24 protein-coding genes are annotated in these 26,570 nt (G+C 64.7%); 11 read left to right on the top strand and 13 right to left on the bottom strand.

The features are described from left to right. Positions 1 to 617 precede the first annotated feature (617 nt). Genes ACU8YE_RS16675 through ACU8YE_RS16665 form a run of 3 tightly spaced genes read left to right on the top strand, consistent with a single transcriptional unit; the run spans position 618 to position 1,665 of the window. Complete coding sequence (locus ACU8YE_RS16675) at positions 618 to 1,034, top strand: MarR family winged helix-turn-helix transcriptional regulator (protein ID WP_232038865.1); 417 nt, start codon at positions 618 to 620, stop codon at positions 1,032 to 1,034. Between the two features lie 55 nt (positions 1,035 to 1,089). Continuing rightward, positions 1,090 to 1,482, top strand: coding sequence for a tautomerase family protein (locus ACU8YE_RS16670; protein ID WP_322017947.1), 393 nt, complete (start codon positions 1,090 to 1,092; stop codon positions 1,480 to 1,482). 48 nt (positions 1,483 to 1,530) lie between these two features. Further along, positions 1,531 to 1,665 carry a hypothetical protein gene (locus tag ACU8YE_RS16665; protein ID WP_004632518.1) on the top strand — a complete coding sequence of 45 codons (135 nt, stop codon included), beginning with the start codon at positions 1,531 to 1,533 and terminating at the stop codon, positions 1,663 to 1,665. A gap of 4 nt (positions 1,666 to 1,669) precedes the next feature. On the opposite strand, the gene ACU8YE_RS16660 is transcribed toward ACU8YE_RS16665, so the two are convergent. After that, a complete protein-coding gene (locus ACU8YE_RS16660) occupies positions 1,670 to 2,689 on the bottom strand; it encodes a GlxA family transcriptional regulator (protein ID WP_446929205.1) in 1,020 nt (339 codons plus the stop codon). Between the two features lie 87 nt (positions 2,690 to 2,776). Here ACU8YE_RS16660 and ACU8YE_RS16655 point away from each other — a divergent pair, with 87 nt between their 5' ends. The 4 genes from ACU8YE_RS16655 (at position 2,777) to ACU8YE_RS16640 (ending at position 10,217) form a co-directional block, all read left to right on the top strand. Then, the gene (locus ACU8YE_RS16655) at positions 2,777 to 3,919 is read left to right on the top strand and encodes an acyl-CoA dehydrogenase family protein (RefSeq protein ID WP_232038862.1); all 1,143 of its coding nucleotides are present in this window, start codon (positions 2,777 to 2,779) and stop codon (positions 3,917 to 3,919) included. A gap of 27 nt (positions 3,920 to 3,946) precedes the next feature. Next, positions 3,947 to 5,152 (top strand): acetyl-CoA C-acetyltransferase, encoded by a 1,206-nt coding sequence (locus ACU8YE_RS16650; protein ID WP_260801071.1) that lies wholly within the window; start codon positions 3,947 to 3,949, stop codon positions 5,150 to 5,152. Between the two features lie 13 nt (positions 5,153 to 5,165). Continuing rightward, positions 5,166 to 7,292: a 3-hydroxyacyl-CoA dehydrogenase NAD-binding domain-containing protein gene (locus ACU8YE_RS16645; RefSeq protein WP_446929199.1), complete on the top strand. Its 2,127-nt coding sequence runs from the start codon at positions 5,166 to 5,168 to the stop codon at positions 7,290 to 7,292. A gap of 255 nt (positions 7,293 to 7,547) precedes the next feature. Beyond that, complete coding sequence (locus tag ACU8YE_RS16640) at positions 7,548 to 10,217, top strand: bifunctional diguanylate cyclase/phosphodiesterase (protein ID WP_446929198.1); 2,670 nt, start codon at positions 7,548 to 7,550, stop codon at positions 10,215 to 10,217. A gap of 51 nt (positions 10,218 to 10,268) precedes the next feature. On the opposite strand, the gene ACU8YE_RS16635 is transcribed toward ACU8YE_RS16640, so the two are convergent. The 9 genes from ACU8YE_RS16635 to ACU8YE_RS16595 all read right to left on the bottom strand — a co-directional run bounded on the left by ACU8YE_RS16635 (position 10,269) and on the right by ACU8YE_RS16595 (position 20,734). Then, positions 10,269 to 11,324: a diguanylate cyclase domain-containing protein gene (locus ACU8YE_RS16635; protein WP_446929204.1), complete on the bottom strand. Its 1,056-nt coding sequence runs from the start codon at positions 11,322 to 11,324 to the stop codon at positions 10,269 to 10,271. 110 nt (positions 11,325 to 11,434) lie between these two features. Beyond that, entirely contained in the window at positions 11,435 to 12,442 is a 1,008-nt protein-coding gene (gene cheB / locus ACU8YE_RS16630; RefSeq protein ID WP_446929197.1) for a chemotaxis-specific protein-glutamate methyltransferase CheB, read from the bottom strand. Continuing rightward, the gene (locus ACU8YE_RS16625) at positions 12,439 to 14,769 is read right to left on the bottom strand and encodes a response regulator (protein ID WP_446929196.1); all 2,331 of its coding nucleotides are present in this window, start codon (positions 14,767 to 14,769) and stop codon (positions 12,439 to 12,441) included. Before ACU8YE_RS16625 ends, cheB begins: the two co-directional genes overlap by 4 nt. Beyond that, complete coding sequence (locus ACU8YE_RS16620; protein ID WP_316879745.1) at positions 14,766 to 15,467, bottom strand: chemotaxis protein CheW; 702 nt, start codon at positions 15,465 to 15,467, stop codon at positions 14,766 to 14,768. The genes ACU8YE_RS16625 and ACU8YE_RS16620 overlap by 4 nt, the downstream gene beginning before the upstream one ends. Then, positions 15,448 to 16,863: a CheR family methyltransferase gene (locus tag ACU8YE_RS16615; RefSeq protein WP_440475938.1), complete on the bottom strand. Its 1,416-nt coding sequence runs from the start codon at positions 16,861 to 16,863 to the stop codon at positions 15,448 to 15,450. Before ACU8YE_RS16615 ends, ACU8YE_RS16620 begins: the two co-directional genes overlap by 20 nt. 5 nt (positions 16,864 to 16,868) lie before the next feature. Beyond that, a complete protein-coding gene (locus tag ACU8YE_RS16610; protein WP_446929195.1) occupies positions 16,869 to 17,333 on the bottom strand; it encodes a chemotaxis protein CheW in 465 nt (154 codons plus the stop codon). A gap of 48 nt (positions 17,334 to 17,381) precedes the next feature. Next, positions 17,382 to 19,058, bottom strand: a complete 1,677-nt coding sequence (locus tag ACU8YE_RS16605; RefSeq protein WP_440475939.1) for a methyl-accepting chemotaxis protein — start codon at positions 19,056 to 19,058, stop codon at positions 17,382 to 17,384. A 229-nt stretch (positions 19,059 to 19,287) separates the two neighbouring features. Further along, the gene (locus ACU8YE_RS16600) at positions 19,288 to 20,109 is read right to left on the bottom strand and encodes a zf-HC2 domain-containing protein (RefSeq protein WP_440818768.1); all 822 of its coding nucleotides are present in this window, start codon (positions 20,107 to 20,109) and stop codon (positions 19,288 to 19,290) included. Further along, complete coding sequence (locus ACU8YE_RS16595) at positions 20,099 to 20,734, bottom strand: RNA polymerase sigma factor (RefSeq protein WP_232038851.1); 636 nt, start codon at positions 20,732 to 20,734, stop codon at positions 20,099 to 20,101. Before ACU8YE_RS16595 ends, ACU8YE_RS16600 begins: the two co-directional genes overlap by 11 nt. A 197-nt stretch (positions 20,735 to 20,931) precedes the next feature. Between ACU8YE_RS16595 and ACU8YE_RS16590 the strand changes: the two genes are divergently transcribed. Beyond that, positions 20,932 to 21,894: a metallophosphoesterase family protein gene (locus ACU8YE_RS16590; protein WP_446929194.1), complete on the top strand. Its 963-nt coding sequence runs from the start codon at positions 20,932 to 20,934 to the stop codon at positions 21,892 to 21,894. Between the two features lies 1 nt (position 21,895). Beyond that, positions 21,896 to 22,273, top strand: a complete 378-nt coding sequence (locus tag ACU8YE_RS16585) for a cytochrome c oxidase subunit II (protein WP_322017939.1) — start codon at positions 21,896 to 21,898, stop codon at positions 22,271 to 22,273. Between the two features lie 67 nt (positions 22,274 to 22,340). Here ACU8YE_RS16585 and ACU8YE_RS16580 read toward each other — a convergent pair whose 3' ends face one another. Next, entirely contained in the window at positions 22,341 to 22,859 is a 519-nt protein-coding gene (locus ACU8YE_RS16580; protein WP_446929193.1) for an SRPBCC family protein, read from the bottom strand. Beyond that, on the bottom strand, positions 22,849 to 23,193 hold the full coding sequence (locus tag ACU8YE_RS16575; protein WP_232038846.1) for an ArsR/SmtB family transcription factor: 345 nt from the start codon (positions 23,191 to 23,193) through the stop codon (positions 22,849 to 22,851). The genes ACU8YE_RS16580 and ACU8YE_RS16575 overlap by 11 nt, the downstream gene beginning before the upstream one ends. A 136-nt stretch (positions 23,194 to 23,329) precedes the next feature. Here ACU8YE_RS16575 and ACU8YE_RS16570 point away from each other — a divergent pair, with 136 nt between their 5' ends. Continuing rightward, positions 23,330 to 23,911: a J domain-containing protein gene (locus ACU8YE_RS16570; RefSeq protein ID WP_446929203.1), complete on the top strand. Its 582-nt coding sequence runs from the start codon at positions 23,330 to 23,332 to the stop codon at positions 23,909 to 23,911. A 171-nt stretch (positions 23,912 to 24,082) separates the two neighbouring features. Further along, positions 24,083 to 24,961 (top strand): PhzF family phenazine biosynthesis protein, encoded by an 879-nt coding sequence (locus tag ACU8YE_RS16565; RefSeq protein WP_446929192.1) that lies wholly within the window; start codon positions 24,083 to 24,085, stop codon positions 24,959 to 24,961. Between the two features lie 557 nt (positions 24,962 to 25,518). Here ACU8YE_RS16565 and ACU8YE_RS16560 read toward each other — a convergent pair. Further along, positions 25,519 to 26,424 (bottom strand): LysR substrate-binding domain-containing protein, encoded by a 906-nt coding sequence (locus tag ACU8YE_RS16560; protein WP_316869261.1) that lies wholly within the window; start codon positions 26,422 to 26,424, stop codon positions 25,519 to 25,521. Positions 26,425 to 26,570: the final 146 nt, after the last annotated feature.

The raw sequence follows: 26,570 nt of genomic DNA, 5'->3' as shown, positions 1-26,570 counted from the left end.
CTCCGCTCCTCCAGCTTCATCGCAAAGATCGCGCCTCGCTCCTCGGCGCTCAGGTGTTCGTAGCTTCGTCCCATGCAACACATCCTAGATAACGCGTTGCACTTGCTACTTGAAACTGCCAAGCAAAGAAATGCGCGCCCGAGATGGCGACCCATTCCTTGAATTTCTGTAACCGTGCGGGGAAGGAGGCAAACTCGCTGCGCTCAGACAAGCCTCCTTCCTTTTTCCGCCCGCTTACAGAAATTCAAGGCGCCATCTAGGGCAGGGAAGTCAAAGGCCAAACCATCTAAGCGCAGGCCCAAACGACAAGGCCAACCTCACGACGGGTTAGCCTTTTTCTTTTGACGTTAGGCCCTTGATGGCGCCTTGGATTTTTGTTGCGGGAAGGATAAAGAGGGGAGGCCTGTCTGAGCGCAGCGAGTTGGCCTCCCCTCCCTTCCCGCGACACAAATTCAAGGAGGGGGTCGCCATCTCGGGCGCGCATTTCTTTTGCCTACTTTTCTTTGGCAAGACAAAGAAAAGTAGGTCGTGCCCGGCAGGGAACGAAACAGGGGTGGACCACCAGCATAAAAAATAAGTTGCATATCTAACCATCATCCCCTACCATCCACCTCACCATGTTCGACCACTGCCTCTACTTCAACACCACCGCCCTGGCCCGCAAGCTCGACCGAGTCTGGGCAGACGCCTTCGCGCCGTTCGACCTCACGCCGCCGCAAGGCTTCATGCTCCGCGCAATCGTCGACCGCCCTGGCATGCTGCAAAGCGAGTTGTCGGAAGCGATGTCCGTCACGCGCCCCACGGCAACGCGCGCGCTGGATGGCCTGGAGGCCAAGGGCTTGATCGAACGCCGCAAAACGGAAGCCGACGGCCGCGAGACCGCCATCTTCCCGACGCGGGAAGCGGTCAAGATCGGCGCCGCGTTGAACGAGGCAAGCGGCGCCGTCACCGCAAGGTTGAAGCGCGTGCTGGGCAGTACCGAATTCACCGATACGGTGACGAAGATCCGCGGTGTGCGCTCCACGCTGACATAAGCGTCCATTTTTTTTGACCAAGTAGTTGTATTGCTAACTAACAGGAGAAACCATCATGCCTATCCTCAACGTCAAAGTCAGCGCCCAACGTTCTGCAGAAATGACGCAGAAAATCGCCAGCACCTTACTGGACCTTACCTCCCGCATCCTGGGCAAGGACCCGAAGGTCACGGCCATTGCCATCGACTATGTCGACCCGGAAGACTGGATCGTCGGCGGGCAGACGCTGGCCGCGCAAGGTAAGAACAGCGTCTATTTCGACATCAAGGTAACGGACGAAACGAATACCAAGGCGGAGAAGGCGCAGTACATCGCCGAGGCGTTCGCGGCGTTTGCTGAGCTACTCGGCAATCTGCATGAAGAGAGCTATATCTATGTGCAGGACGTTCGCGCCGCAGCTTACGGCTACGGCGGCAAGACGCAGGAATACCGCTACCAGCACGCGTAAATATGCCGGCCGCGTCGCTCCCCACCCCAACAACGATCAGGTGAAAGCATGAACCGCATGAGCGCATTCTTCGCGGCCAGTTGGCTGGCCGCCGCGTTGCTGTACTTTGGCCAACATTCGTTGCCGTTGACCGCGCTGTCGGGTGTGGTGTTGCTCGCTGGCTTCGATCTGCTGCGTCCGTGAAACTTCAGTGGGTGCGGTGCTGCGCCCGGTATTGCAAGGGGCTGCAGCCGTGGCCCGCGAAGAACGCGCGGCTCAGTGCGCTGACGCTGCCGTAGCCGCATTCATCGGCAATGTGATCGAGCGGCTGGCGGCCGGTGCGCAGCAAAAACGCCGCGAGCTCCCCACGGAGCGCCGCCACGTAACGCCTCAGGTTGCTGCCGGTGGCGGCGGCAAAACGGCGCGTCAAGGTCCGCTCGCTCATCGCTGCCTGGGCGGCCAGTTCTGCAAGTGCTGGGGGCGCTGCCAGTTCCCGCTCCACGATGTCCTGGATGGCCAGGATGGCCGCATCGCCGTGGCGCTTGAACTGCGCGGTCCACACGGCCATGTGTTCGTATGACGGCAGCGATTGCGTGAGCGCCGTGCGCAGCATCCGCCGCGATGCACCCGCCCCGCAGCAGTGATCGATGACGTACGCGCAAGCGTCCACGGCGGGGTTGATACCGCTGACGGTGATGATGCGGCCGTCCACCGCCAGCGGCTGGTCGGGCGTGTAACGCACGCCGGGAAAATGCCGGGCAAACCAGGCGCGCTCGCTCGCCAGCCCCGTCGCCCAGCAGCCATCAAGCAGCCCCGCCTTGGCGAACAGCGGCGCCGCGTTCATGCCAACGACCAGGGCGCCAGCCTCATAGCGCCTGCGCAGCCAATCGGCGATACGCGCCTCTTCCGCATCCAATGCCGCCTCCGGGGCGAACTGCGCGGGCACGATCACGACGTCGTAGGCCGCCTCGATCAACGCGGCGGTGGCAGGCACGGGCATATCACCAAAGCTCGATACGGCGCCACCGTCGGTGGACAGCAGATCGATGTCGAAAAGCCGGCTGCCCATCACATCCACGCTGCGCGCCTGCATGGTGCCGGCAATGAGCAGCATCTCTTGAGTGAGAAACACGTACCCGGCAAACAAGCGAGGCGGCAGCAGGATCGCGATGCGCGCCCGCGCGTGCACATCGTGGCGTTTGGAGGCTGCCTTCGGCTGGCGCTTCATGTCAATAAAGTGGCGATCCAGATCAACCGGAATTGTCGCGGCCTTGTTGAAATACGGCAACCCCTCTGCCACCGATCCCGAGCCGCCATGATTGCCCGCACGCTGTTCGACGCTGAACACGACACCTTCCGAGACTCCGTCCGCCGCTTCATCGAGGCCGAAGTCCTGCCCCACCACGAGCGCTGGGAAGACCAGGGCTACGTCGACCGCGCCATCTGGGAAAAGGCGGCCGCCGCCGGCTACCACTGCGCCAGCATGCCCGAAGCGTATGGCGGCGCAGGTGCCGACATCCGCTACAGCACCGTTCTGATGGAAGAGATCGCGCGGGCAGGCGCAACGGGCCTGGGCTTCGGCCTGCACTCCGAAATCGTCGCGCCGTATCTGCTGCACTACGGCAGCGAGGCGCTGAAACAGTCCTACCTGCCCAAGCTGGCGAGCGCAGAGATGATCGGCGCGATTGCCATGACAGAACCCGGCGCGGGCTCCGACCTGCAAGGCGTGCGCACCACCGCCACGCGCAGCAGCGACGGCAGCCACTACGTGCTCAACGGCTCGAAGATCTTCATCACCAACGGCTGGCACGCCGATGTGGTGATCGTCGTGGCGCGCACCACGCCGGAAGGCGGCGCCAAGGGCACGAGCCTCTTCGTGGTCGACACGAGCATGGAGGGCTTCAGCAAGGGCAAACGCCTGAAGAAGGTCGGCATGAAAGCGCAGGACACCGCAGAGCTGTTCTTCGACAACGTGCGGGTGCCGGCCGCCAACCTGCTCGGCGAAGAGCATCGCGGCTTTGCCTACCTGATGCAGGAGCTGCCGTGGGAGCGCCTGCAGATCGCCATCGGCGCCATCGCTTCGGCCGAAGGCGCGCTTGAATGGACCCTGCGCTACGTGCGCGAACGCCAGGCCTTCGGCAAATCCATCCTCGATTTCCAGACCGCGCGGCACGCACTGGCTGAACTGAAAACCGAAGTGCAGATCGGCCGCGTGTTTGTCGACCAGTGCATCGCGCTCAAGCTGGCCGGCAAGCTCGATGCCGCCACGGCGTCCATGGCCAAGTACTGGACCACCGACCTGCAGTTCAAGGTGATGGACCGCTGCGTGCAACTGCACGGCGGCTACGGCTACATGTGGGAATACCCCATCGCCCGCGCGTGGGCCGATTCTCGCGTGCAGCAGATCTACGGCGGTACCAACGAGATCATGAAAGAGCTGATCGCCCGCACCCTTTAACGAGCACGACCTTCAGGACGCAACGCTATGGAAGCCTATATCTACGACGCCGTGCGCACCCCGCGCGGCAAGGGCAAGAAGGACGGCAGCCTGCACGGCGTGACGCCGCTGCGCCTGGCCGCTACCGCACTGCGCGCCATCCGCGATCGCAATCAGCTCGACACATCGCTCGTGGACGACGTGGTGCTCGGCTGTGTGGAACCCGTGGGCGAGCAAGGCGCGTGCATCGGCCGCGTGGCAGTGCTGTCCGCCGGCTATGCCGAGACGACGGCCGGGGTGCAGATCAACCGCTTCTGCGCCTCGGGCCTCGAGGCCTGCAACATGGCCGCCGCACAGGTGATGGCCGGGCAAAGCGACTTCGCCATCGGCGGCGGTGTGGAGAGCATGTCGCGCGTGCCGATGGGCGCTAGCGGTGGCGCATGGCCGGTCGACCCGGCCGCCGCCATCCCGCTGTACTTCGTGCCGCAAGGCGTGTCGGCCGACACCATCGCCACCAAGTGGGGCTACAGCCGCCATGACGTCGACGCCTATGCCGCCGAGAGCCACCGCCGCGCGCATGCAGCCAGCACGGCGGGCTGGTTCACGGGTTCCATCGTGCCGGTGCGCGACCAGAACGGCCTGACCATCCTCGACCGCGACGAGATGATCCGCCCGCAGACCACCGTCGACACACTCGCGCAGCTCAAACCCTCGTTTGCGGAATTGGGCGAGCAATACGGTTTTGACGCGGTGATCCGCCAGCGCTATCCGGAACTGGAACGCATCGAACACGTGCACCACGCGGGCAACAGCTCGGGCATCGTCGATGGCGCCGCGGCCGTGCTGATCGGCAGCCGCGAGGCCGGCAAGCGCGCGGGCCTCAAACCGCGTGCGCGCATCCGCAGCTTTGCGAGCATCGGTTCGGAGCCGTCGATCATGTTGACCGGCCCCTCCTGTGCAGCCGAGAAGGCGCTCAAGCGTGCCGGCATGTCGGCGGCCGACATCGACCTGTACGAACTGAACGAAGCCTTCGCCTCGGTCGTGCTGCGCTTCATGGAGGTGCTGGCCGTGCCGCATGACCGCATCAACGTCAACGGCGGCGCCATTGCGATGGGCCATCCGCTCGGTGCAACGGGCGGCATGATTCTCGGCACGCTGCTCGACGAGCTGGAACGGCGTGGCGCAAGCACGGGCCTGGCCACGCTGTGCGTCGGTGCCGGCATGGGCACCGCCACCATCATCGAACGCGTTTAAGGAGCGTGCTGACATGATCGACATCACCATCGACACCGACGGCATCGCCACGCTCACGTGGAACCAGCCGGGCCGCGCGCAGAACGTGCTCAACGGCGACACCTGCGCCGCCTTCTGTGCCGCCATCGACCGCGTATGCGCCGATGCCAGCGTCAAGGGCATTCTCGTCACCTCGGCCAAGGCGGATTTCATTGCCGGCGGCGACCTCGAATGGCTGCAGGCCAGCGACGACGCGGCCACGCTGTTTGATCGCACGTGCGAGCTGCACCGCATGCTGCGCAAGCTGGAAACCTGCGGCAAACCCGTGGCCGCCGCACTGCCGGGCTCCACGCTGGGCGGCGGGTTGGAGATTGCGCTCGCCTGCCACTACCGCGTGGCGGCAGACAACGCCCGCGCGCGCTTTGGCCTGCCGGAAGTCACGCTGGGCCTCTTGCCGGGTGGCGGCGGCACGCAGCGTCTGCCGCGCTTGATTGGTGTGCAGAAAGCGTTGCCGATGCTGCTGGAAGGCAAGCGCATCAAGGCAGCCGACGCGCTCAAGCTCGGCATTGTCGATGCGGTCGTCAATGCGGGCGAGGAAGCCGATGCCGCGCGCACGTGGCTGCTGGGCGAAGGCCAGACCCGCGCGCAGCAGCCGTGGGACATCAAGGGCTACAAGGTGCCCGGGGGCGGCATCGCCAGCCCCGCCGTGCAGCAGCTATTCACGGCGGCCAACGCCATGCTGCGGCAGAAAACCTACGGCAACTATCCGGCCGCGGCCAGCATCCTGTCGTGCGTGTATGAAGGGCTTATCACTGATCTCGATACGGGCCTCAAGACCGAGGCGCGCTACTTCGTGCAGGCGGTGCTGTCTCCGGAGGCCCGCGCGATGATCCGTACCCTTTTCTTCAGCCTGAACGCCGCCAACAAGCTGGCCGCGCGCCCGGCCGATGTGCCGGTGCGGCGCTACGCCAAGGTGGGCGTGCTTGGTGCCGGCATGATGGGCGCGGGCATTGCCTATGTCACCGCCAAGGCGGGGGTGCCCGTCGTGCTGCTCGACACCACGCAGGAAGCCGCCGAACGCGGCAAGGACTATTCGCGCAAGCTGGTCGAGAAACAGGTACAGCGCGGTCGCCTGCATGCCGACCAGGCCGAAGCACTGCTCGCGCGCATCCAACCCACAACGTCCTACGCCGACCTGGATGGCGCGGACCTCATCGTCGAGGCCGTATTCGAGCAGCGCGAGATCAAGGCCGACGTCACGCGCATGGCCGAAGCCGTGATCTCGCCGGACGCCATCTTCGCGTCCAACACGTCCACGCTGCCGATTACCGGGCTGGCGGAGGCGAGCCAGCGGCCGGGCAACTTCATCGGGCTGCATTTCTTCTCGCCGGTCGACAAGATGCCGCTGGTGGAGGTGATCGTCGCCCGGCAGACCACGCGGGCCACGCTGGCGCAGGCGCTCGATTACGTGAAGGCCATCGGCATGACGCCCATCGTCGTCAATGACAGCCGAGGGTTCTATACGAGCCGCGTGTTCTCGACCTACGTGCTCGAAGGCCTGGCGATGCTCGCCGAAGGCGTGGCACCCGCATTGATCGAGAATGCCGGGCTGCTGGCCGGCATGCCGGTCGGGCCGCTCGCGCTGATCGACGAAGTTTCGAGCGAGCTGATCCACAAGGTCAACCAGCAAACCCGCGCCGACCTGGGTGTCGCCTACATCGAGCGCCCCGGCGAAGCCGTGGCCGAGCGCATGGTGGCCCTGGGCCGCATCGGCCGCAAGGCGGGAAAAGGTTTTTACGACTATCCGGAGAACGGCAAGAAGGCGCTATGGCCCGGGTTGGCGACCGAATACCCCAAGGCCGCCACGCAGCCCGACGTCCTGACGCTGGTCGACCGCCTCATCACCGTGCAGGCCGTGGAAACCGCACGCTGCCTGGATGAAGGCGTGGTGACCGACCCGCGCGATGCCGATGTGGGTGCGCTGCTCGGTTGGGGATTCCCTGCATTCCGTGGCGGGCCGGTTTCGCACATCCATCGCGTGGGGGTGGGCGCCTTTGTCCAGCTGTGCGACCGGCTGGCTGCAGAGCACGGCCGCCGTTTCGCGCCGCCCGCCCTGTTGCGTGACATGGCAGACAAAGGCACCGCGTTTTACGAACGCTGACCTCTCCAGCGCCGCGCGAGCCAAGTTCGCGCGGCGCCTCACTCGGCAAGCGTTGCGCCCAAGCACCAACCCGGGTGCCGCCCGGGGTTGCCCACCCATAAGCAAACGATTGCGCATCCATGCGCCGGTCTGACCGTTCGGCTTAAGACACATGTGCTTCGCTCCGATATAGAGTGGAAGGCACATAAAATTGCCGACGTCAGGCACGCTGCGCGCGTGCCGGAGACAACTGGACACGCAAACGCTGGAGTGGGGATGCCCGCAGAGCAATCGAAGGCTTCTTCTGATGGCACGACCGGTAACACGCCCGGGCAAAGATGGGGGCAGAGGCTGCTGTCGCCGCTGAATGTTGGTGCGGCGGTAGTCTTGCTGTTCATCTGGACGTTCACATTCCACCAGCTCACCCTGGAGCACGACAGGCTGATCCGCGATGCGCAGGCGCGCACGCAGGTTGAAGCACGGGCATTTGGTGAGTACTCACTCGGCAGCGTGCGGCGCGTGTCGGAGTTCCTGCTCGATCTGCGCGCGAGCTGGCTGTCGGGTCGCGACGTGTTCGAGCACGTCATCCACGAGCGGCAGGAAGCCGTGCGCGATCTGACCTTCCAGGTGGCCGTGATCGACGAGAACGGCATGCTGGTCTACTCCAGCATCGGCCCCACGACAGAACGCCTCGACCTGAGCCAGCGCGAGCACTTTCGCGTGCACAAGGAATCCGGCGGACGCGACGTGCTGTTCATCAGCGACCCGGTGCAGGGCAAGGTCTCGAAAAAGTGGTCGATCCAGTTCACACGCCCCATCCTCAGGGCTGGGCAGTTTGCCGGTGTCGTGGTGGTGTCGGTCAGCCCGGAACAGTTCGCCAGCTTTGCCAATACGCTTGCGATTGGCAAGGACGGGGCTGCCACGATCATCCGCGAGTCAGGGCAGGTCCTGGCACGCGTGCCCAATCCGACCGCGGGTATCGAAAAGCCGCCGCGCGCCCGGCAGTTCAACAAGCCGGGTGCGCTGGGAACAGGCAACTACCGCGTGGTGTCGGGCACCGACGGCGTGGAGCGCATCATCGGCTATCACCATGTGCCGGAGATCGGACTGTACTTCCTGGTGGGCGAGTCGGTAGCCTCGGTGCTCGCGCCTTACGACGGCTATCGGCGCACTTCGCTGGTGGAGGCAGCCGGCTCCACCCTGCTGCTCGCGCTGCTGTATTTCACGCTGCGCCACCAAGGTGCCGAGCGCAAGCGGCACATCGAAGAGATGCGCCTGGCCTCCATGGTCTATGCATCGAGCAGCGAAGCGATGATGGTGATGACGCTCGACGGCCGCGTGATTGACGTGAACCCGGCGTTTACCGTCACCACGGGCTATTCGGCGCAGGAATTCAAGGGCCAGTCCAGCGACACCATCCGTTCCGAATGCAACGAGCGGGCCGTGATCGAAGCCATGCGCGAGGGCGTTGCAACCAAGGGGTCGTGGAGCGGCGAATACCTGATCCGCCGCAAGGACGGCAGCGAGTTCCCCGCCCTGCTCACGATCGACACCTTTGCAGACAGCACGCTGGGTGAGCCGCGCCGGGTTGCGCTCATCCACGACATGACGGAGAAGAAGCGCGCCGAAGAGGTCATCTGGCGGCAGGCCAACTTCGATGCGCTCACCGATCTGCCCAACCGGCATATGTTCTACAACCGCCTGCGCCAGGAGATTGCGCGGGCGCGTCAGACGTCCACACAATTGGCGTTGCTGTTCATCGATCTGGACCGTTTCAAGGAAGTGAACGACACGCTCGGCCATGACCAGGGCGACGTTCTGCTCAAGGAGATTGCCCGGCGCATCTCGGCCATCGTGCGCGGCACCGATACGGTCGCGCGGCTGGCGGGCGACGAGTTCACCATCATCCTGCCGGACCTGTCCGATGCCGGGGCGGTCACGCCCATTATTCGCAGCCTGCTTGCGCGCATTGCCGCACCGCTGCCGCTTGGCCAGGAAAGCGTGGAAGTGTCGGCCAGCATCGGGGTGGCGCTGTACCCGCGCGACGCCGACACCGCGGAATCGCTGCTCGTGCGCGCCGACCAAGCCATGTTTGCGGCCAAGAGCGCGGGGCGCAATCAATGGGCCGTCTTTACCCCGGCCTTGCAGCGTGCCGAACAGGAACGCCTGCGCGTGACCAGCGACTTGCGCGTGGCGCTCGCGCACGGGCAGCTTGCGGTGCACTACCAGCCCATCGTCGATCTGCTCACGGGCAAGGTCCACAAGGCAGAGGCGCTGATCCGCTGGACCCACCCCGTGCGGGGCGAGATCGATCCGGGAGATTTCATTCCGGTGGCCGAGGACACCGGGCTGATCGTCGAGATCGGCAAATGGGTGCTGAACAAGGCGCTGGACCAGCTCACGCACTGGCAGGCCACGCTCGACAACACGATGCAGGTGTCGGTGAACAAGTCGCCGCTGGAGTTCCGCGCGCACCAGTCGGGCACCGAATCGTGGCCCAAGGTGGTGGAGCGCCGGGGGCTCCCGCCGCACAGTCTGGTCGTTGAAATAACCGAAGGCTCGTTGATGGCCGACAGCGCGGAGGTGATCGAGCACCTGCACGAATTCCGGCGCGCGGGTGTGGACATCGCACTCGACGATTTCGGCACGGGGTATTCGTCGCTCTCGTACCTGAAGCGCTTTGATATCGACTACATCAAGATCGACCAGTCGTTCGTGCGCAGCCTCGCGCACGACCCAAAAGACATCGCACTATGCAGCGCCATCGTGAGCATGGCGCACGCGCTGCGCATCAAGGTCATTGCCGAAGGGATTGAGACCGAGGAGCAGAAGGCGATCCTGGTGGCGGCAGGCTGTGACTACGGCCAGGGCCACCTCTTCTGCCCGCCGGTGCCGCCCGCCGCGTTTGAAGCCTTTGTGGCCAAAAGCCAGCTTGCCGAAACCTAGGTAACACGGCGCGCGCCGCTTCGATCATTCGGCCCGCATGGCTTGCAGCACCTAGACGCCCCGGGCCGCACGTGAACCCGCGCCGACCACCGTACGGTTCTTGCCTTCGTGCTTGGCCTGATACAGCGCAAGGTCGGCGGCTTCGATCAGCGTGGTGGTCGGCACGTCGTGCACCGGATTCACCAGCGCGCCGCCGATGCTGACCGTTACGTAGTCGCCGGTGGACGAATGCAGGTGCGGCACCCGCAGGGTCTCGATCGCACCGCGGATCTTCTCTGCCAGCAGCTTCAACCCTTCGGCACTATTGCCGGGGAGCACGACAGCAAACTCCTCACCGCCAAAACGCGCTGCCAGATCGCCGGGGCGGCCCAGGCACGCTTCCACCGTGCTGCCGATGCGCTTGAGCACCTCGTCCCCGGCCACATGGCCGTAGGTATCGTTGTAGAGCTTGAAGTTGTCGACATCGATCATCAGGAACGACAGCGTCGTGCCCTCGCGCGCGCCGCGCCGCCATTCCGCGCTCAGGTATTCGTCGAGATAGCGGCGGTTGGCCAGCCCCGTCAGGCCATCGGAGTTGGTCAGGCGGCGCAGTTCCAGATTGGCTTCGAGCAACTGCTGCTGCGACTGGCGCAGCGCGCGGTACGCCTCGTCACGCTGCAGCAGGTTGACGTACGAGCGCGAGTGGTAACGGATGCGCGCCAGCAATTCGATGCGGTCGGGCAATTTGACAAGGTAATCGTTGGCGCCCGCTGCAAAGGCAGCGCTCTTGATGACCGGCTCCTCCTTGGTCGACAGCACGATGATCGGCACGTCGCGCAGCACCGGGTTGGCGCGATAGTCGCGCACCAGCGTCAGACCGTCGGTGCCCGGCATCACCAGGTCCTGCAGGATGACCGTGGGGCGCGTCTGGATGGCGGCGATCATCGCCTCGTCGGAGCGCGCGCAGTAGTGGAAATCAATACGATCTTCACTGCTCAGCGCCTGACGGATGGCCTCGGCCACGATGGCCTGATCGTCCACCAGCAGCACCATCACCGGTACATCGGCAGCTGCCGGCGTACGCAACAGCGCGCGTGCGGCCTCCAATGCGGCTTCCGCTGCAGGCATGGGCTTATTCTGGTCAGCTCCATCCGGATGATCCGGAATCTCAGGTTGGTTGGTCATGTGATGCTCCCCGTTTCTGGTTATGTGTGTCATGGCGATGGCTCGTGCGTGCTTCAGGCGCGCACGAGCGCGATGAGTTCGTCGGCGATGCGGTCAAGCGGCAGGATGGCGCGCGCCGCATCCAGCGCAGCCGCAGCCTTGGGCATGCCATACACCGCGCTGGTGGCAGCGTCCTGCGCGATGGTGTGGTAACCCTTGGCGCGCATTGCCTTCAAGCCGATGGCGCCGTCCCGGCCCATGCCCGTAAGCAGCACACCGATGGCGCTGCCCCGCCAGTGCTCGACCACGCTGTGGAAGAACACGTCGACCGACGGCCGATAGGGCGTGCTGGCCGGCTCATGCGTGTAGCCGAAGGTACCGCCGGGCAGCACATGCATGTGGTCATTGGTGGCCGCGAGCAGCACCTCGCCTGCATGCGGGCGATCGCCTTCCACGGCCACGCGCACCTTCAGGGCGGTCTGGCCGTTCAGCCATTCGGCCATCCCGGCTGCGAAGGCCTGGTCAACGTGCTGAACCACCGCAATGCCCGCGGCAAACTCCGCTGGCAGTTTGCCGAGCACGGCAGCCAGCGCGGTGGGCCCTCCGGCAGAGGCGCCGATGGCCACCAAAGGCACCGCGCCGTCACGCGCGGGGGTGCCCACACACGGCCTCGGCGCCACGGGTTTATCCAGGAGGCGGCCGATCTGGTCGATCTTGGTGAGCAACGGGTGTTTGGCCTCGGCATCCGCGCCGCCGCCAAGCGTGGGCGTATCCACGGCGTCCAGCGCGCCGGCGCCCATCGCCTCGTACACGCGCCACGCGTTGGCACCCACGCTGCTGGTCACCACCAGGATCGCGCATGGGTTGCGCGACGCCATGATCCGTCGGGTGGCTTCCACGCCATCAAAGCGGGGCATGATCAGATCCATCAGCACCACGTCGGGCGGCTGCGCTGCACAAAATTCAACGGCCTGCGCCCCATCGGTCGCCACCCACAGCACGCGGTGCTCGGGCCGGCGTGCGATCGTGCGGCGCATGGCTTCAACAGCCAGCGGCATATCGTTGACGATACCGATATTCATGTCCGCGCTTCTCCAATCAGGTCGCGCACTGCGTCGAGCAGCGCTTCATCGTGGAAACTGCCTTTGGCGAGGTAGTAATCCGCTCCGGCATCCAGGCCGCGGCGGCGGTCTTCCTCGCGGTCCTTGTAGGACACCACCATCACGGGCAGCGCCTTGAGCGCGGCGTCGCGCTTGATGAGCGTGACCAGTTCGATGCCATCCATGCGCGGCATGTCGATGTCGGTAACGACAAGGTCGAAGTCTGCGCCGCGCAAGGCGTTCCAACCGTCCATGCCGTCTACGGCCACGGTGACGGCGTAGCCGCGTTTTTCCAACAGCTTGCGTTCCAGCTCGCGCACCGTGAGCGAATCGTCCACCACCAGCACATGCTTGCGCTGCTGCACGGTCACGCCCTGCCCGCGCTGGACCTTGTCGAGCTGGCCGCCGCGCACGAGCTTGTCGACTGAACGCAGCAGGTCGTCGACATCGACGATCAGCACCGCATCGCCGTTTTCCATCAGCGCACCGGCGGCAATATCACGCACCTTGCCAAGCCGAGCATCCAGTGGCTGGACCACCAGCATGCGCTCACCCAGGAAGCGGTCGACAGCAATGCCGTATGTCTCAGCGCCCTCGCCAATCACGACCACCGGCACGCTCTCGCGCGCTTCGCCCGGGGGTTGCGTACCGAGTAACTGGTGCGCCGTCACCAATCCTGTCGGGCGGCCCTCAAAGCGGAAATGCTGCTGGCCTTCGAGCATGTCGATCTCGGTGCGGGCCAGCTCAAGCGTGCGCCGAACGTAGGCCAGCGGAAACGCATACGCCTCGCCGCCCACGTCCACCAGCAGGCTGCGGATGACGGACAGCGTGAGCGGCAACTGCAGCATGAAGCGCGTGCCGCGCCCCGGCTCGTTGTGGATGCGGACGGTGCCGCGCACCGCCTTGACCATCTCGTGCACGGCATCGAGCCCGACACCACGTCCGGACACATCCGTCACCTGCTCGCGCATCGAGAAACCCGGCAGCAGCAGGAAGTCGAGCAACTCGTGATCCGACAGGCGGCTGGCGGTGTCGGCATCGGACAGCCCGCGCCGCACCACTGCTGCGCGCACCGCCTCCAGGTCGATACCGGCACCATCATCGGCCACGGTAATCAGCAGTTTGCCGGCGCTGTGGCGCGCTTCCAGCGTGATGCCGGCTTCCGCTGGCTTGCCTTGTGCCTCGCGGGTTGCGGGCGTTTCCACGCCATGGTCGACGGCATTGCGCAGGAGGTGGCCAAGCGGTGCGTCAAGCATGTCGAGAATGTCTCGATCGACCTGCGTGGCCTCACCGACAATGCTGAAGCGCACCTGCTTGCCCAGTGAGCGCGCCAGGTCGCGCACCACGCGCGGATAGGCATGCGTCGCGTCGCCGAACGGCCGCATGCGGCATTGCAATGCCTCGTCGTACAGCTGCTGAGCAAGGTGTGTGCTGCGACGATCGAAGCGGTCGAGATCGTCGATGTGCTCGCCCAGCGTCTGCTGCATGTGGCTGAGCATCTGGCGCACGTCGTTCAGCGCAGCGTGCATGTCGGCGTCGGCATGCCGGTCGAGCCGCTCGACCAGCGTTTCGTAAAGCGTGTCGAGCGCCAGCGCTGCCGCCCGGTGCGTGCGTTTGACGCGCAACATCGATTCGCCAAACGGCTTGAGCCAACGAGACTCCACCAGCGATTCACCCGACAGGCTCAGCAGACGGTCAAGGTTGTCGGCGCGCACGCGCAGCATGCGATGCGGATCGCTTGTGCTGCCGATGGGCGCACGTTGCGGTGCGGGTGCAGCGGGCTCGGGCGGCGGCACCGCAGGCGTGGAGAGCGCCGCCACCTCGGCATTGAGCAGCGCCATCGCGGCCTGCAGCGTGGCGTCTTCGGTGGCGGGCTCCGGTTCGGCAAACGTTGTAGCTGCGCGTGCGACGGCGGCGCCCTCCGGCGCGGAAAACGCAGCCAGAACGGCATCGACCTCCGCTCGCGGCACCTGCCCGCCCGTAGCAGGCAGGCCGACACGCAGCAGCAGATCGGTGCCACGCAGCAGCACGTCGATATGGGCAGCGCTTAGTACCAGCGTGCCGTTCTGCGCTGCCACGAACCACTCTTCCATGCGGTGTGCCACGTCTACACCGTCCTGCAGGCCGACGATGCGCGCCGCGCCCTTGAGCGAATGTGCCGCACGCATGCAGGCTTCGAGCGCGGCGGCATCGGCGGGCGTACGCTCCAGCGTCAGCAGTCCGGTGGACAGCACACGTGTCTGCGTCTGCGCTTCTTCATGGAACAGCGCCAGCAACGATTGGCGGCCCAGATCGTCATCCATGCTCATCGCAGGCTCCGGGCAATCGAGTCGAACACGCGGTCGGTATCAAGCAAGCCAATGGTGGCATCGCGCCACGCCAGTACGCCGCGTGCGTGGGCCGTGGTCGCGTGCGTGAGGGTGGACGGCACCGGCAGCAGCGCGGTGGCCGGAAAGCGCAGCACGCCTTCCACTTCATCCACCGGGAAGACGGCCGGTTCATCCCGGTGCGCAGCCACCAAGAGCCGCGCATAACAATTGCGCCCGGCGTGCTTGCTGCCCGCTTGATCCAGCCCCAGCAGCTCACCCAGCGACACCGCCACCGTCAGTGCCCCGCGAATGTTGACCAGCCCCAGCACCACCCGGTTGCGCCGATGCGGCAACGTGTGGATGGCGCGCGGCGTATCGATCTGCCGCAGTGCGGTGGCCGGCAGCGCGAGCCATTCATCGGCGATACGGAATACGAGTACGGCCAACTCCGCGCCCGCCTGCTCCAGCGTACGCAGCGGCGCGGCCGTGCGATGCGCCAGCGCCGCGGCTTCCAGGTCGGCATCGCTCAGCGCGCGATCCAGCAGCGCGGCGGCCCCCTCTTCAAAGACGGGGCAGTTCAGGCAGCGCGCGTACTCAGGCAGGCGCGGGCAGGATTGATCGCCACGCGTGCCGATGCGGTTCCAGCAGTCATCTACGAGCGTGGTAACGCCCGCGTGGTCATGGACGGCGTGCGCCATGTCTTCCTCGTGAGTGCTCCGGGGCTCCGGAGAGTGCAGATGGGGTCTTGTCCTGGCGCGCCAGGGCGCGCTCCGCACGCAGCATGAGCTGGCGTGCGCCCACCGTATCGCCGGCAACGTCGAGCAGCGCGGCCAGGTGGGTCAGCGCCTCGTAATGCGCGGGTTCCAGGTACAGCGCCTTGCGGTAGAAATCCCCTGCATCCGCCTGGCGCCCGCGCGCATCGGCAATCAGGCCGAGCAGGTAGAACGTATCGGCCTCGGGGGCACGCAGGTTGGCGATCTCCAGCGCCACACGTTCGGCTTCATCAAGATTGCCAGCGTCGGCCAGCCGCCGTGCGTCAGCCACGGTGGGCGGCTCGCGCAGCACGGCCTCAATCTCTGGAATGGCGGGCAGTAACGGGCGTGCGGCGAGGCTCGGCGCCGGGTTCGGTCTGGGTGGCGCAGACACGCGCGCCGCCACGGGACGCACCGGTACGGATGGCAATGCCACGCCGGGCAATCCCACCACCGGAACCGCATGTTCGGGCGGCAGTGGCAAGCGAAACGGCAACGGCGTCCGCACGCCAGTTTCACCGGCTGCCATGCGTTGAAACGCAAACGCCAGCGGAATGCGCGCAGAGCTCATCGCATGACGCATCATCAGGCCCGTTTCCGCCGGGCCGACGAAGATCATGCCGTCTTCCGCCAGTTGTGAATCGAGCCGGCGAATCGCCTGATCCTGCGCATCGCGGTGAAAGTAGATCAGCACGTTGCGGCAGAAGATGAAGTCGTAGCGCGTGTCATCGGCCGGTGCGTCCGACAGGTTGGCTTGTGCAAAACGCACCAGCCCGCGCACGGTATCGCTCAACTGCCAGCCGCCGGCGGCTTCAGTGAAATGCCGGTCGCGAAAGGTCAGCGGATGGCCTCGGAATGCATTGCGCCCGTACACCCCACGCCGTGCCTGTTCAATGGCGCGCACGCTGATGTCGATCGCCTCAATGGTGAAGCGTGCGGGGTCGATGCCTGCATCGAGCAGCGCCATCGCTGCAGAGTACGGCTCTTCCCCCGTCGAGCACGGCGCACTCAGGATGCGCAGTACGCGCATCGGCTCGCGCGCAAGTTTTTCGCCCACCACGCGGGCAAGCGTGACAAAGGCCTCGCGGTCTCGGAAGAACCACGTCTCGGGCACCACCAGCGCTTCGATCAGGGCCTGCCGTTCTTCGGGCACAGTGTTCAGGCGCAGCCAGTATGCGTCCAGCGCCGCTGCGTCCACGGTGTTCGGCATGCCGCGCGTGGCCAGCATTGCGCGCGTGCGGTCCAGCACCGCGCGCTCCAGCGTGTTCGCACCGAGCGACGGCGCGTCAATGCCCGTCTCGTGCGAAAGCCAGGCTTCAAAGCGGGGATCAACGGCCACCATGATGCTCAGCCAACGGCTGCCGGAAACAGCAACGCACGCACGTGCGCGTCGAGCATCGCCTCGATATCGACCCGCTGCACCAGGCCGTCGTCCAGGCGTGCCACGGGACCGAGCCAGCGCGCATTGGGCGTGGCGACACCGCTGTCGGCAAAGTGCACTTCGTCGATACGTCGCGTGTGCGTTGCGTGCTCAAGCATCAGGCCCAGCAGCGGCGCCTCGTCGCCACGGATGCCGGATTCATAGCGCACCAGCACCAGCCGCGTGGAGCGCAATGGCCGCGCGGGGCGGCCCAAGGCAAGCTGAGGCACGTCGATCACCGGCACGGGCGCGCCATGCCGTTCGATCACGCCCGCCACCCAATCTGGCGCACCCGGAATCGACTTGGTGGCCGCCAAGGGCAGCACTTCGGCAATCTGCGCCACGTTGAGCGCATAGCGGTCGCCATCGAGCTGGAACAGGAGATAAAGCATGGCGATTCTCGCTACAGCAAAAACACCTCAATGCGGATGCGTTTCAGATCAGGCTTCGATCTTGAAACGCGACACGCCGGTACGAAGCTGGTTGGCCACCAACGTCAGGTCATCAATCGCCTGCGACGATTGGCGCAGCGACTCCGCCGTCTGCTGCGCGGCTTCGGACAACTGCGACAGCGCCTGCGTAATCTGCTCGGCGCCAGTGGCCTGCGTCTGCATGCCTTCGTTCACCATCTGGAAGCGCGGCGCGAGCGTCTGCACTTCGGTAATGATCTGCGAAAGCTGCGTGCCGACCTGCTGCACATCACGCATGCCGCGCCGCACCTCTTCCGAGAACTTGTCCATACCCATCACGCCGGCGGAGACGGCCGACTGGATTTCCTTGACCGTCTGCTCGATGTCGTAGGTGGCGACTGCTGTCTGGTCGGCCAGTCGGCGGATTTCCGTGGCCACCACCGCAAAGCCGCGGCCGTATTCGCCGGCCTTCTCCGCCTCGATCGCAGCATTCAACGACAGCAGGTTCGTCTGGTCAGCCACCTTGGTGATGGTCGAGACCACCTGGTTGATGTTGGTCGCCTTTTCATTGAGGATCGCCAGCTTGGCGTTGACCGAACCTGCAGCTTCCATCACGCCGCGCATGGTGTCTTCCATGCGCGTGAGGCCGCTCTGGCTGGCGCCGGCCAGCGTGGCGGATTGCTCGGCCACGCTCGATACCTCGTTCATCGTGCGCAGCAGGTCGCGCGAGGTGGCAAAGATCTCGCGCGACGTGGCGCCGATCTCGGTGGTGGTGGCGGCAGTCTCGGCGGCTGTGGCCTGCTGCTCCTTGGACGTGGCGGCAATCTCGGCCACGGACGTCGTCACCTGCAGGGAAGATTTCTGGGCCTGCGACACCAGGCTCGCCAGCTCTTCGGCCATGCGGTTGAAGCCTTCTTCCAGTGTGCCGAATTCATCGTTGCGGCGCAGATCGAGCCGGCCAGACAGGTTACCGGTGCGCATGTCATCGTGCGCATCCACCACACGGGCCATCGGCACCGTAATCGCCTTGAACAGCGCATAGCCCAACACCAGCGCGGCGAGCAACACCACGCCAAGCGCCACGGCCAGCGTCACCTCGGTGCTCTGTACGGAGCTGCGAATCTGCTGCGCCGATTGGTCGGCCGCCGCACGGTTGTCCGTCACAAGCTGCTCGGCAACCTTCACGGCCTCTTCCCAGGCAGGAATGGCACGTTGCGCCACAACCTGTGCAGCTGGCCTGGATTTGGCGGCCTGTTGCACAGCGTCGTTGAACATGGCCAGGTATTTGTCGATGGCGGCGCGATACACGCCAAACCGCTGGCGGTCATCCTCGCGGAAGATGGTGGCCTCGTAGGCGGTCGCGTATTGATCCAGCTCCCGCACGCTTTTGGCCGCACGGTCCAGGTCGCGCCGCACGGCATCTGCATCGGTATCCACAAACAATGCACGTTCGAGCATCGCCTGGCTGTTGCGCGTGGCCGCGCGCAGCGATGTCGACAAATACAAACCCGGTACCGAGTCGCGCTCCAGGCTCATCGCCTCTTCGTCAATCGCGCGAAGCCGCGTGTACGACACCGCCGCCATGATGACCATCAAAACGAACAGCGCACCGAAGCTCAAGACGATGCGGTTGCCGAGTGAGAAGCGGCCGCCGCGAAGCATGCCTGACAGGGTTGCGTTGCTGATGCGGGGCGTCGCAGAGACCATGTTTGAAACCTAGAAGAAACCGACAAGAAAGCCGTGGCGAAAAAGACGTGACAGCGGCACGGAGCGCGCCACACAGGACTGTTTGGAATGGTAAAGGAACGTATCGGTCACCGGAACCGAAACCTTTGTGATTCCGCGTCAATACAAGGGGAAGCCCGTGCCGGGACAAGATTGACGCACCGCCCCATTGAGCACAGGCGCGCACATGGGCGGTGTCTGCGCGGTGGTCTCAACCGCCCCGCAGGGCCTGCGCAAACGCTTGCACCACGTCGGCAGAGGCGTCGGTGATGGCCCAGTAGCCCATGCCGGCAGTGCGCCAGATCATCAACTGGTAGCCGCGTTCGGTGCGCAGCGTGGGCTCGGTGTCGCTGCCGGCCTCGGGGCGTACATACAGGTCGACGGGATGCTTCGCGGAGCGGTAGACCAGCACCGCCACCGGACGCCCGTCGATGTAGTCCAACCGGCCGCCGATCAGCGGGAAACCCCGAGCGGCGAGGTCGACGACCGGCGGCGCATAGTCAATACGGCCGTTGAACCACGGCTTGACCGTGTGGCGATCGGACGACAGGACATCGGTCTCCCGCGCCCCCAGGAGCGCCCGCACATGGCTGGCGGTGATGTCGTGCGCTGTGAGCGCCGCCGCATCGGGCCGGCCAACCAGCACGCCCACACCAAGTGCTACCGCTGCGAGCGCGCCTGCGCCCAGTCCCAAGCCGAGCCCGCGAGATGGCGTGACCAACCAGTTGGCCATGCGCTGCCATGGTGATTCCATGCGGCGCGGCGCGCGCGCGCGAGTCGATTCGGCCTGCACGCCAGCCTCCGCTCGCACGGCCTGCAATACACGCTGGCTCAAACCTGCGGGCGCCTTCGTGTACAACGCCGGCGCGCGCAGCCCCTGGCGCAGTGCACGCACCACGCCATCGTGACGCGCGGCGATGTCGGTGCAAGCGGCGCATGTGGCCAGATGCGCCTCGATGCGCAGGCTGTCGGCCGCACCGAGTTCGCCATCGGCGCGGGCAGCCAGCAGCGCGCGGATGTCGTCACAGTTCATGGCGGAACTCCTTGGTGCTGTTTCCCAGGCCGCCCGATGCGCGGATGGGCGTCACATTGGTGCGCAGCGGCGCGTTGTCTTCCGTGAGCAGGCGGGCGAGTTGCTGCCGAGCACGCGCCAGCCGTGACATCACCGTGCCGATGGGCGCGTCGACCACGGCGGCAATGTCGCGGTACGGCAGGTCCTCCAGTTCGCGCAGCACGAGCACCTCGCGATACGGCACCGGCAACTGCGCCAGCGCGGCATGCACGCGGCGCACGTCGTCGATGCGGGCAAGCAGCGCGGCCGGGTCGACGCCGTAGCTGGTGCTGTCGTCGTTGCTCTGGCAGGCGGCCGCGTCGTCATCCCACGGCTGGGCCGGGGCCTGTTTGCGGCGGGCACATTCCGAGAACCACGTGTTGCGCACGATGGCCAGCAGCCACGGGCGGCCATCGCCGCCGCGAAACCCGCCAAACAGCCGGAATGCGCGCAGGCAGGCTTCCTGGACGATGTCGTCGGCGTCTTGCGCGTCGCCCGAGAGCCAGCGCGCCAGGTTGTAGGCGGCATCGACATGCGGCAACACCGCCTGCGCAAAGCGCTGGGCGTCGGTGGGCAGATCGAGCGTGGGGTCTGACAGGTCGGGCATAACGGCCTGGAGGCAGTTGACCTCCGTATACCGGGGCGCAATCCAGTTTATTCCCGCCCCGAAGAAATTTTGTGGAAACGCCAATCTTGTGGAATACGCGGGCACCCCGGCCGGTATGACAGACAGGACCGGCGCTTCCGTCATTGCCCTCGCGCTGGACTGCTACCCAACTCAGTCATCTATTGCAGGGGACACCCATGAGCAAGCAACCCGGACGACGCCAGTTCCTGCAACTGGCCGCGGTCGGCGGTCTGGTGTACGCATCGGGCCTGCCCGGCTGGCAGGCGATGGCCGCCACCGCGCGCACCGCCGGCGCCAAGCCAGACGATTTCTACTTCGTGCAGTTATCCGACACGCACTGGGGTTTCAAGGGCGCGCCCAACCCGGATTCGCAAGGCACGCTGCCCAAGGCGATTGCGGCGGTGAATGCGCTGTCGCCCGCGCCGGACTTTGTCATCTTCACGGGCGACCTCAGCCACATCAGCGACGACCCCGCCGAGCGCCGCAAACGCCTGGCCGAGTTTCGCGACATTGCCGCGCAGATCAAGGTGCCGGTGGTGCACTACATGCCGGGCGAGCACGACGCCTCGCTCGACAACGGCGAGGCCTATATCGAATTCTTCGGCCGCACGCACTATTCGTTCGATCACAAGGGCGTGCACTTCATCGCCATCGACAACGTGTCCGACCCATCGGCGCGCGTGGGCGAAGCACAGCTCGCGTGGCTGGCGGCGGATGTGCGCTCCGTGCCGGAGCACACACCCATCGTCGTGTTCACGCACCGGCCGCTGTTCGATCTGTACCCGCAATGGGACTGGGCCACACGCGACGGCCAGCAGGTCATCGACCTGTTGATGCCGCACCCGAACGTGACGGTGTTCTACGGCCACATCCATCAGGAGCATCACCACATGACCGGACACATTGCGCACCACTCGGCGCGCTCGCTGATGTTCCCGCTACCCGCGCCACCCGCGCCGGGCTCGCAGGCCAAACGCAACCCGATCCCGTGGGATGCCGCCGCGCCCTACCGCGGCCTGGGCTGGCGCAGCATCACCGAGCACGGCAAGCAGGACGCCGCCACCTGGGCGCTCGCCGAACAGCCAATCCGGGCGAACAGCAAAGCCAACACCATCACCAAGACGCCGGAGACCACCTGACATGCGCCCTCTCATTGCACACAACCCCAAGCGCCGGCTGGCGCTGCGCCAGTTCACCGTGCTCGCAGCGGGTGCGGCGCTCGCCTGTGTTGCGCACGGCGAGGGCCCGACGGTCATCCGCGTGCACGCGCGCAAGTTCACCTTTACGCCCGACAAGATCACGCTCAAGCGCGGCGTGCCCGTGGTGTTCGAGCTGACCGGACAGGACATCCTGATGGGCTTTTCGATCCCGGATTTCAACGTGCGCGCCGATGTTGTGCCGGGGCAGACCGTGCGGCTGGCGCTCACGCCCGACAAGACCGGCACGTTTGATTTCCTGTGCGACATCTTCTGCGGCTCGGGCCACGAGACGATGAATGGAACGTTGACCGTCACCTGAAGCGCGCCGCATACCCAACGTAAAACGCCCCGAACAGGTCGGGGCGTTTTCATCTGCGAGCGCGGTCTTAGGCCAGCGCACCCCGCTCGGTCAGGGTCAGCAGCAGCTCGTCGAGGCGCTCCAGGGTGGAGGTCATGCCCTCTTTCATCCCCATGTCGATGACCTTCTGCACATCCTCCGGCGAGTTGTACAGCACCACAGTGGTCACAAGGGTGCGTGCGTTCGCATCGGTAAAGGTGACATCCCAGCGGGCGCGGGGCAGATCTGGATTCACGGCGCCGTCTTCATCAGAAAAGGCGTCAAGGGCCGAATAGCCGTCGATCGGGTTGATCTTCTGATAGTCCAGGCGGCTCCAGAACGACTGTCCATCGGGGGTGATCATGGCGTAGTGCCAGTAGCCGCCCTCCTTGAATTCCATATGCTTGGTCTTGGTGGCGAGCGGCTTGGGCGCAAACCACTGATCGAGCAGTTCGCGCTTCGTATGGCAATCCCACACAAGCTGGCGCTTCGCCGCGAATTCCCGCCTCACGGTGAGGCTGCTCTTTTGCATGTCGACGACGAAATCAAACCGAAGATCAGCCTTCATTGCTTTCTCCTTGGAGTTTCTCTAAGAGGTTGTCCAGATTGCTGTACCTGCTCGCCCAGATCGCGTGCTGCTTCTCAAACCAGCGCTCGGCTGCGGCCAGCTTCTTGCGCTCGAGCGTGCACGTCCGGATGCGGCCGCTCTTCTGCGAGCTGACCAGCCCGACGCCTTCCAGCACCCGCATGTGCTTCATGAATGACGGCAGCGCCATGTCGAATGGCTCTGCCAGTTCACTCACCGTCGCGGGCCCTTCGCCGAGCCGCTGAATAACCGCCCTGCGCGTTGGGTCCGAAAGCGCGTGAAATACCGCGTCTAGCGCAATTCCATTGTTATCCATTTGGCTAACTATATACGTGAGAATGCTTTGATGCAACAGGGCTCGAGAGCGTGTTGTGACGTGGGTGATCGACCCGTCAGCATGAACACACTCCCATGCTAGGATGACCTTCCCCCCGGCAGCCGCCACACCGCACATGACGACCATCTACGCGACCCTCGGCGTGCAGCCGAACGCGACCCTGGACGAAATCAAGCGCGCTTACCGCCGCGCCGCAATGAAGTGGCACCCAGACCGCAACCCCGGCCGCGAAGCCGAGGCCTATGCGGCGTTCCAGGAAATTCGCGAAGCCTACGCCATCCTCTCCGATGCTGAACAGCGCCGGGTCTACGACGAGGTATTCGCGCAGGAAATGCAGCGCTGGCAAGCCGAGCAAGAGGCACAGGAAGCACAGGAGCGGGAAGCGCAACGCGAGCGCGAACGCCTTGCGCAGGAACATTACGAAAAGATGGTCGCCATCGCGATGCGCTTTGCCAACGACGGCCACAATCGCGACGTCCTGTTCGGCGTGCTGCTCGGCAGGGACTGCGATGCAGAACTTGCCGCGCGCATTGCCGACAGCGTGTGGGCTTTGCAGGAAGCACGGCGCGACACCGCGGCCACCACAGACACACCCGACAGCGAGGCGACGCCCCAACCCGATGAGGCGACTTCGCCCCAGCGACACGCGAGCGCGTTCGAGTCGTTCTGGCAAGGGTTGTTTGGTCTGCGGCAATAGTTGCAGATGCCAGACGCCGCGTAGAGAAAGCAATCGAATGCGCGGGCACCGCTCACATGCAAATGGTGGCGGCGATCAAGCATGTCGGGCACTCGACGGCCCCGGCCATATCGTTGAGAATCCGGGCGATATTTCGGCTGCTATTGCGTGCCGTTGGCATGTGGAGAATCAATGCGAATCGATGTACAGATCGTCAGGTCGTTGACTGACGGAGAGAGCGGGGGAAACCCCGCGGGGGTTGTGATTGACGCTGATGCGCTCGACGTTGACCAGAAGCGGGAAGTTGCCAGGCAAGTCGGGTTATCAGAAACAGCCTTCGTGTCGAAGTCGGGCATAGCGACGATCAAACTCGAGTTCTTCACGCCAACGCGCCAGATTGCTCACTGCGGACACGCGACGATTGCGACCTTCTCGCTGCTGAGGAAGCTCGGTAGGGTCGCCGATGGAAGTCTGTCAAAAGAGACGATCGATGGCTGCAGGACCGTTCTCGTTGACGGTGACGTTATCTTGATGCAACAGCAGCCTCCCGTGTATCACCCAATCAAGCAGGAATCCGATCTCGCTGCGCGAATTGCAAGATCGATTGGGATGAAGCTGGAGGACATCTATGGCATGGCAGAACCGACCGTGGTCAACACGGGCAACAGCTTTCTTATCGTTGCGTTGCCCGACGAATACTCCGTCGCTGCAATCCGTCCGGATCAGCGGGCGATCGAAGCGATTAGCGAGGAACTCGACCTGATCGGCTATTACCTCTTTTCGACATCAACGCGGACTGCTGATCGTCAAGCAGGAGCGCGCATGTTCGCACCAAGATTCGGGATTCATGAAGAGTCGGCAACCGGCACAGCAGCAGGCCCTTTGGCTTGCTTTCTATACGAGAAAATGGGCGTCAAGCACCGGGTGATGACAATAGAACAAGGACAACTGATGCTGCCGCCATCTCCGAGTGCGATCAAAGTGATTCTCGATATTCAGGAAGGCACGATCGCTGGATTGGTGGCCGGAGGGACCGCGACATTGGAGCAGTCTGTGAGGGTAGATGTCTGACTGACGGGGTCGGTGACGGACTGCCCGACATACGCCAATTCTGATTTATAGTTTCGCCCCTGCTCAGACGAAGCAGCTATCGGTACACTCTGCGCCATCGTTTTCCGTGCCATAGGGAAAGCGATCGAGGTGTGGAAACCTTGTACATACCGGGCAGGAACCGAGCATAGGTTCTTGTCCTCATTCGCTATGGCTTGGCTTCGTCTCCCTCATTGGGCGAGCCAGGCTTGTACGGCTTCGGCCGTGCCGATCGTTATGTCTCGGTGTTCCAAACCTGCCTGTGCTCGCCCACCCCCCCCAAGGGTTGGGCGCGGTTCCGTTCATCACATGAAGAGGAATGCCGTGACCCGCTCGATCTCCCACGCCGCCAGCTCACACGCGGTGTTCAACCGCAACGCTGCCGGCAACGCATGCGCAACAAGCGCGGCCTATACGCCGGAACACCTCCAGCAACAACGCTGACTTCATGGGCGACCCAGGCGCATGAGGTCTACTGGTGCCGATGTTGCAGCATCGGTGCCGGGGCTTGCCTGGGCTCGCCCGCCCTTACACCGGCGCTATCTCGCCCCCAACAACCGACACTCCGCCGACAACGCCAGCAGGTTCGGATCGCGCTCCCGATTGCGCTGCATCACCAGCACAATGTGCTGACTGATCGCATAGCGTGCGGCCAGCGGAATCAGTTGCACTTTGGGGCTGAAATCCGCCACGCGGCGCGGCAGCAACGCGTAGCCGATGCCCCCGCTCACGAGGTTCATGAGCGAGAAGATGTCGCCCACGCGCAGGGCAATCTGCGGCGCGAAGCCGGCCTTGTCAAAGGCAGCCATGAAGTCGTGGTACGTCGCAAAATCGTCGCCGAGCGCAACGAACTTCTCGCCGCGTACAGCTTGCAAGTCGATCTCCGCTGACGACGCATACGGCGAGCCGAGCGGCGCGGCAAACAGAATCTCGTCGTCGAACATCGGCACGGTCAGCAGGTCTGGATTGCGCAACGGCTCGCCCAGCGCGATGACGATGGCGTCGAGCTGGCCGTCTTCCAGCTTGGCCAGCAAGCTGCGATTCGAGCCCAGCGTGAGTTCGATGTCGAGTGCGGAGCGCCGCGTCTTGAGCCCCGCAAAGATGCGCGGCAGCGTGCCGACCGTCATCGAATAGAGGCCGCCGATCTTCAACGTGGTTGACGAGAACCCCGCCGCTTCGCGCGTGCGGCGCACGCCGGCTTCGCACTCGGCCAGGATGCGTTCCACGTGTTCGGCAAACACGTAGGCGGTCGAGAGCGGAATCAGCTTGCGGCCATCGCGCTTGAACAGCGGGCAGCGCAAGCCTTCTTCCAGCGAATGCAGCGCGCGATGCACGCTCACCGTGCTCTGCCCGAGCGCTTCCGACACGCGCGCCATGTTGCCCAGCGTCATGAACGACTGGAAGACCTCGAGCTTCTTCAGGGTGATGTCTTCATCGATTGCCATGGCAGGGGCTCCTCCGGGCGCGTTCTGTCTGCGCGCTGCTATCAGAATCGGCCATTGTTTCATTAACTTCAAGTTAATGAAACCGCGCCTAGGTTGATTGAAGTGCACCTTTTTACAGCCTACGGTACAGGGCATCAAATCCATCA

Source organism: Ralstonia sp. VS2407, from assembly GCF_052950655.1.
The sequence above is the reverse complement of the archived record's forward strand: the minus strand, read 5'-3'. Positions and strand labels throughout refer to the sequence as shown.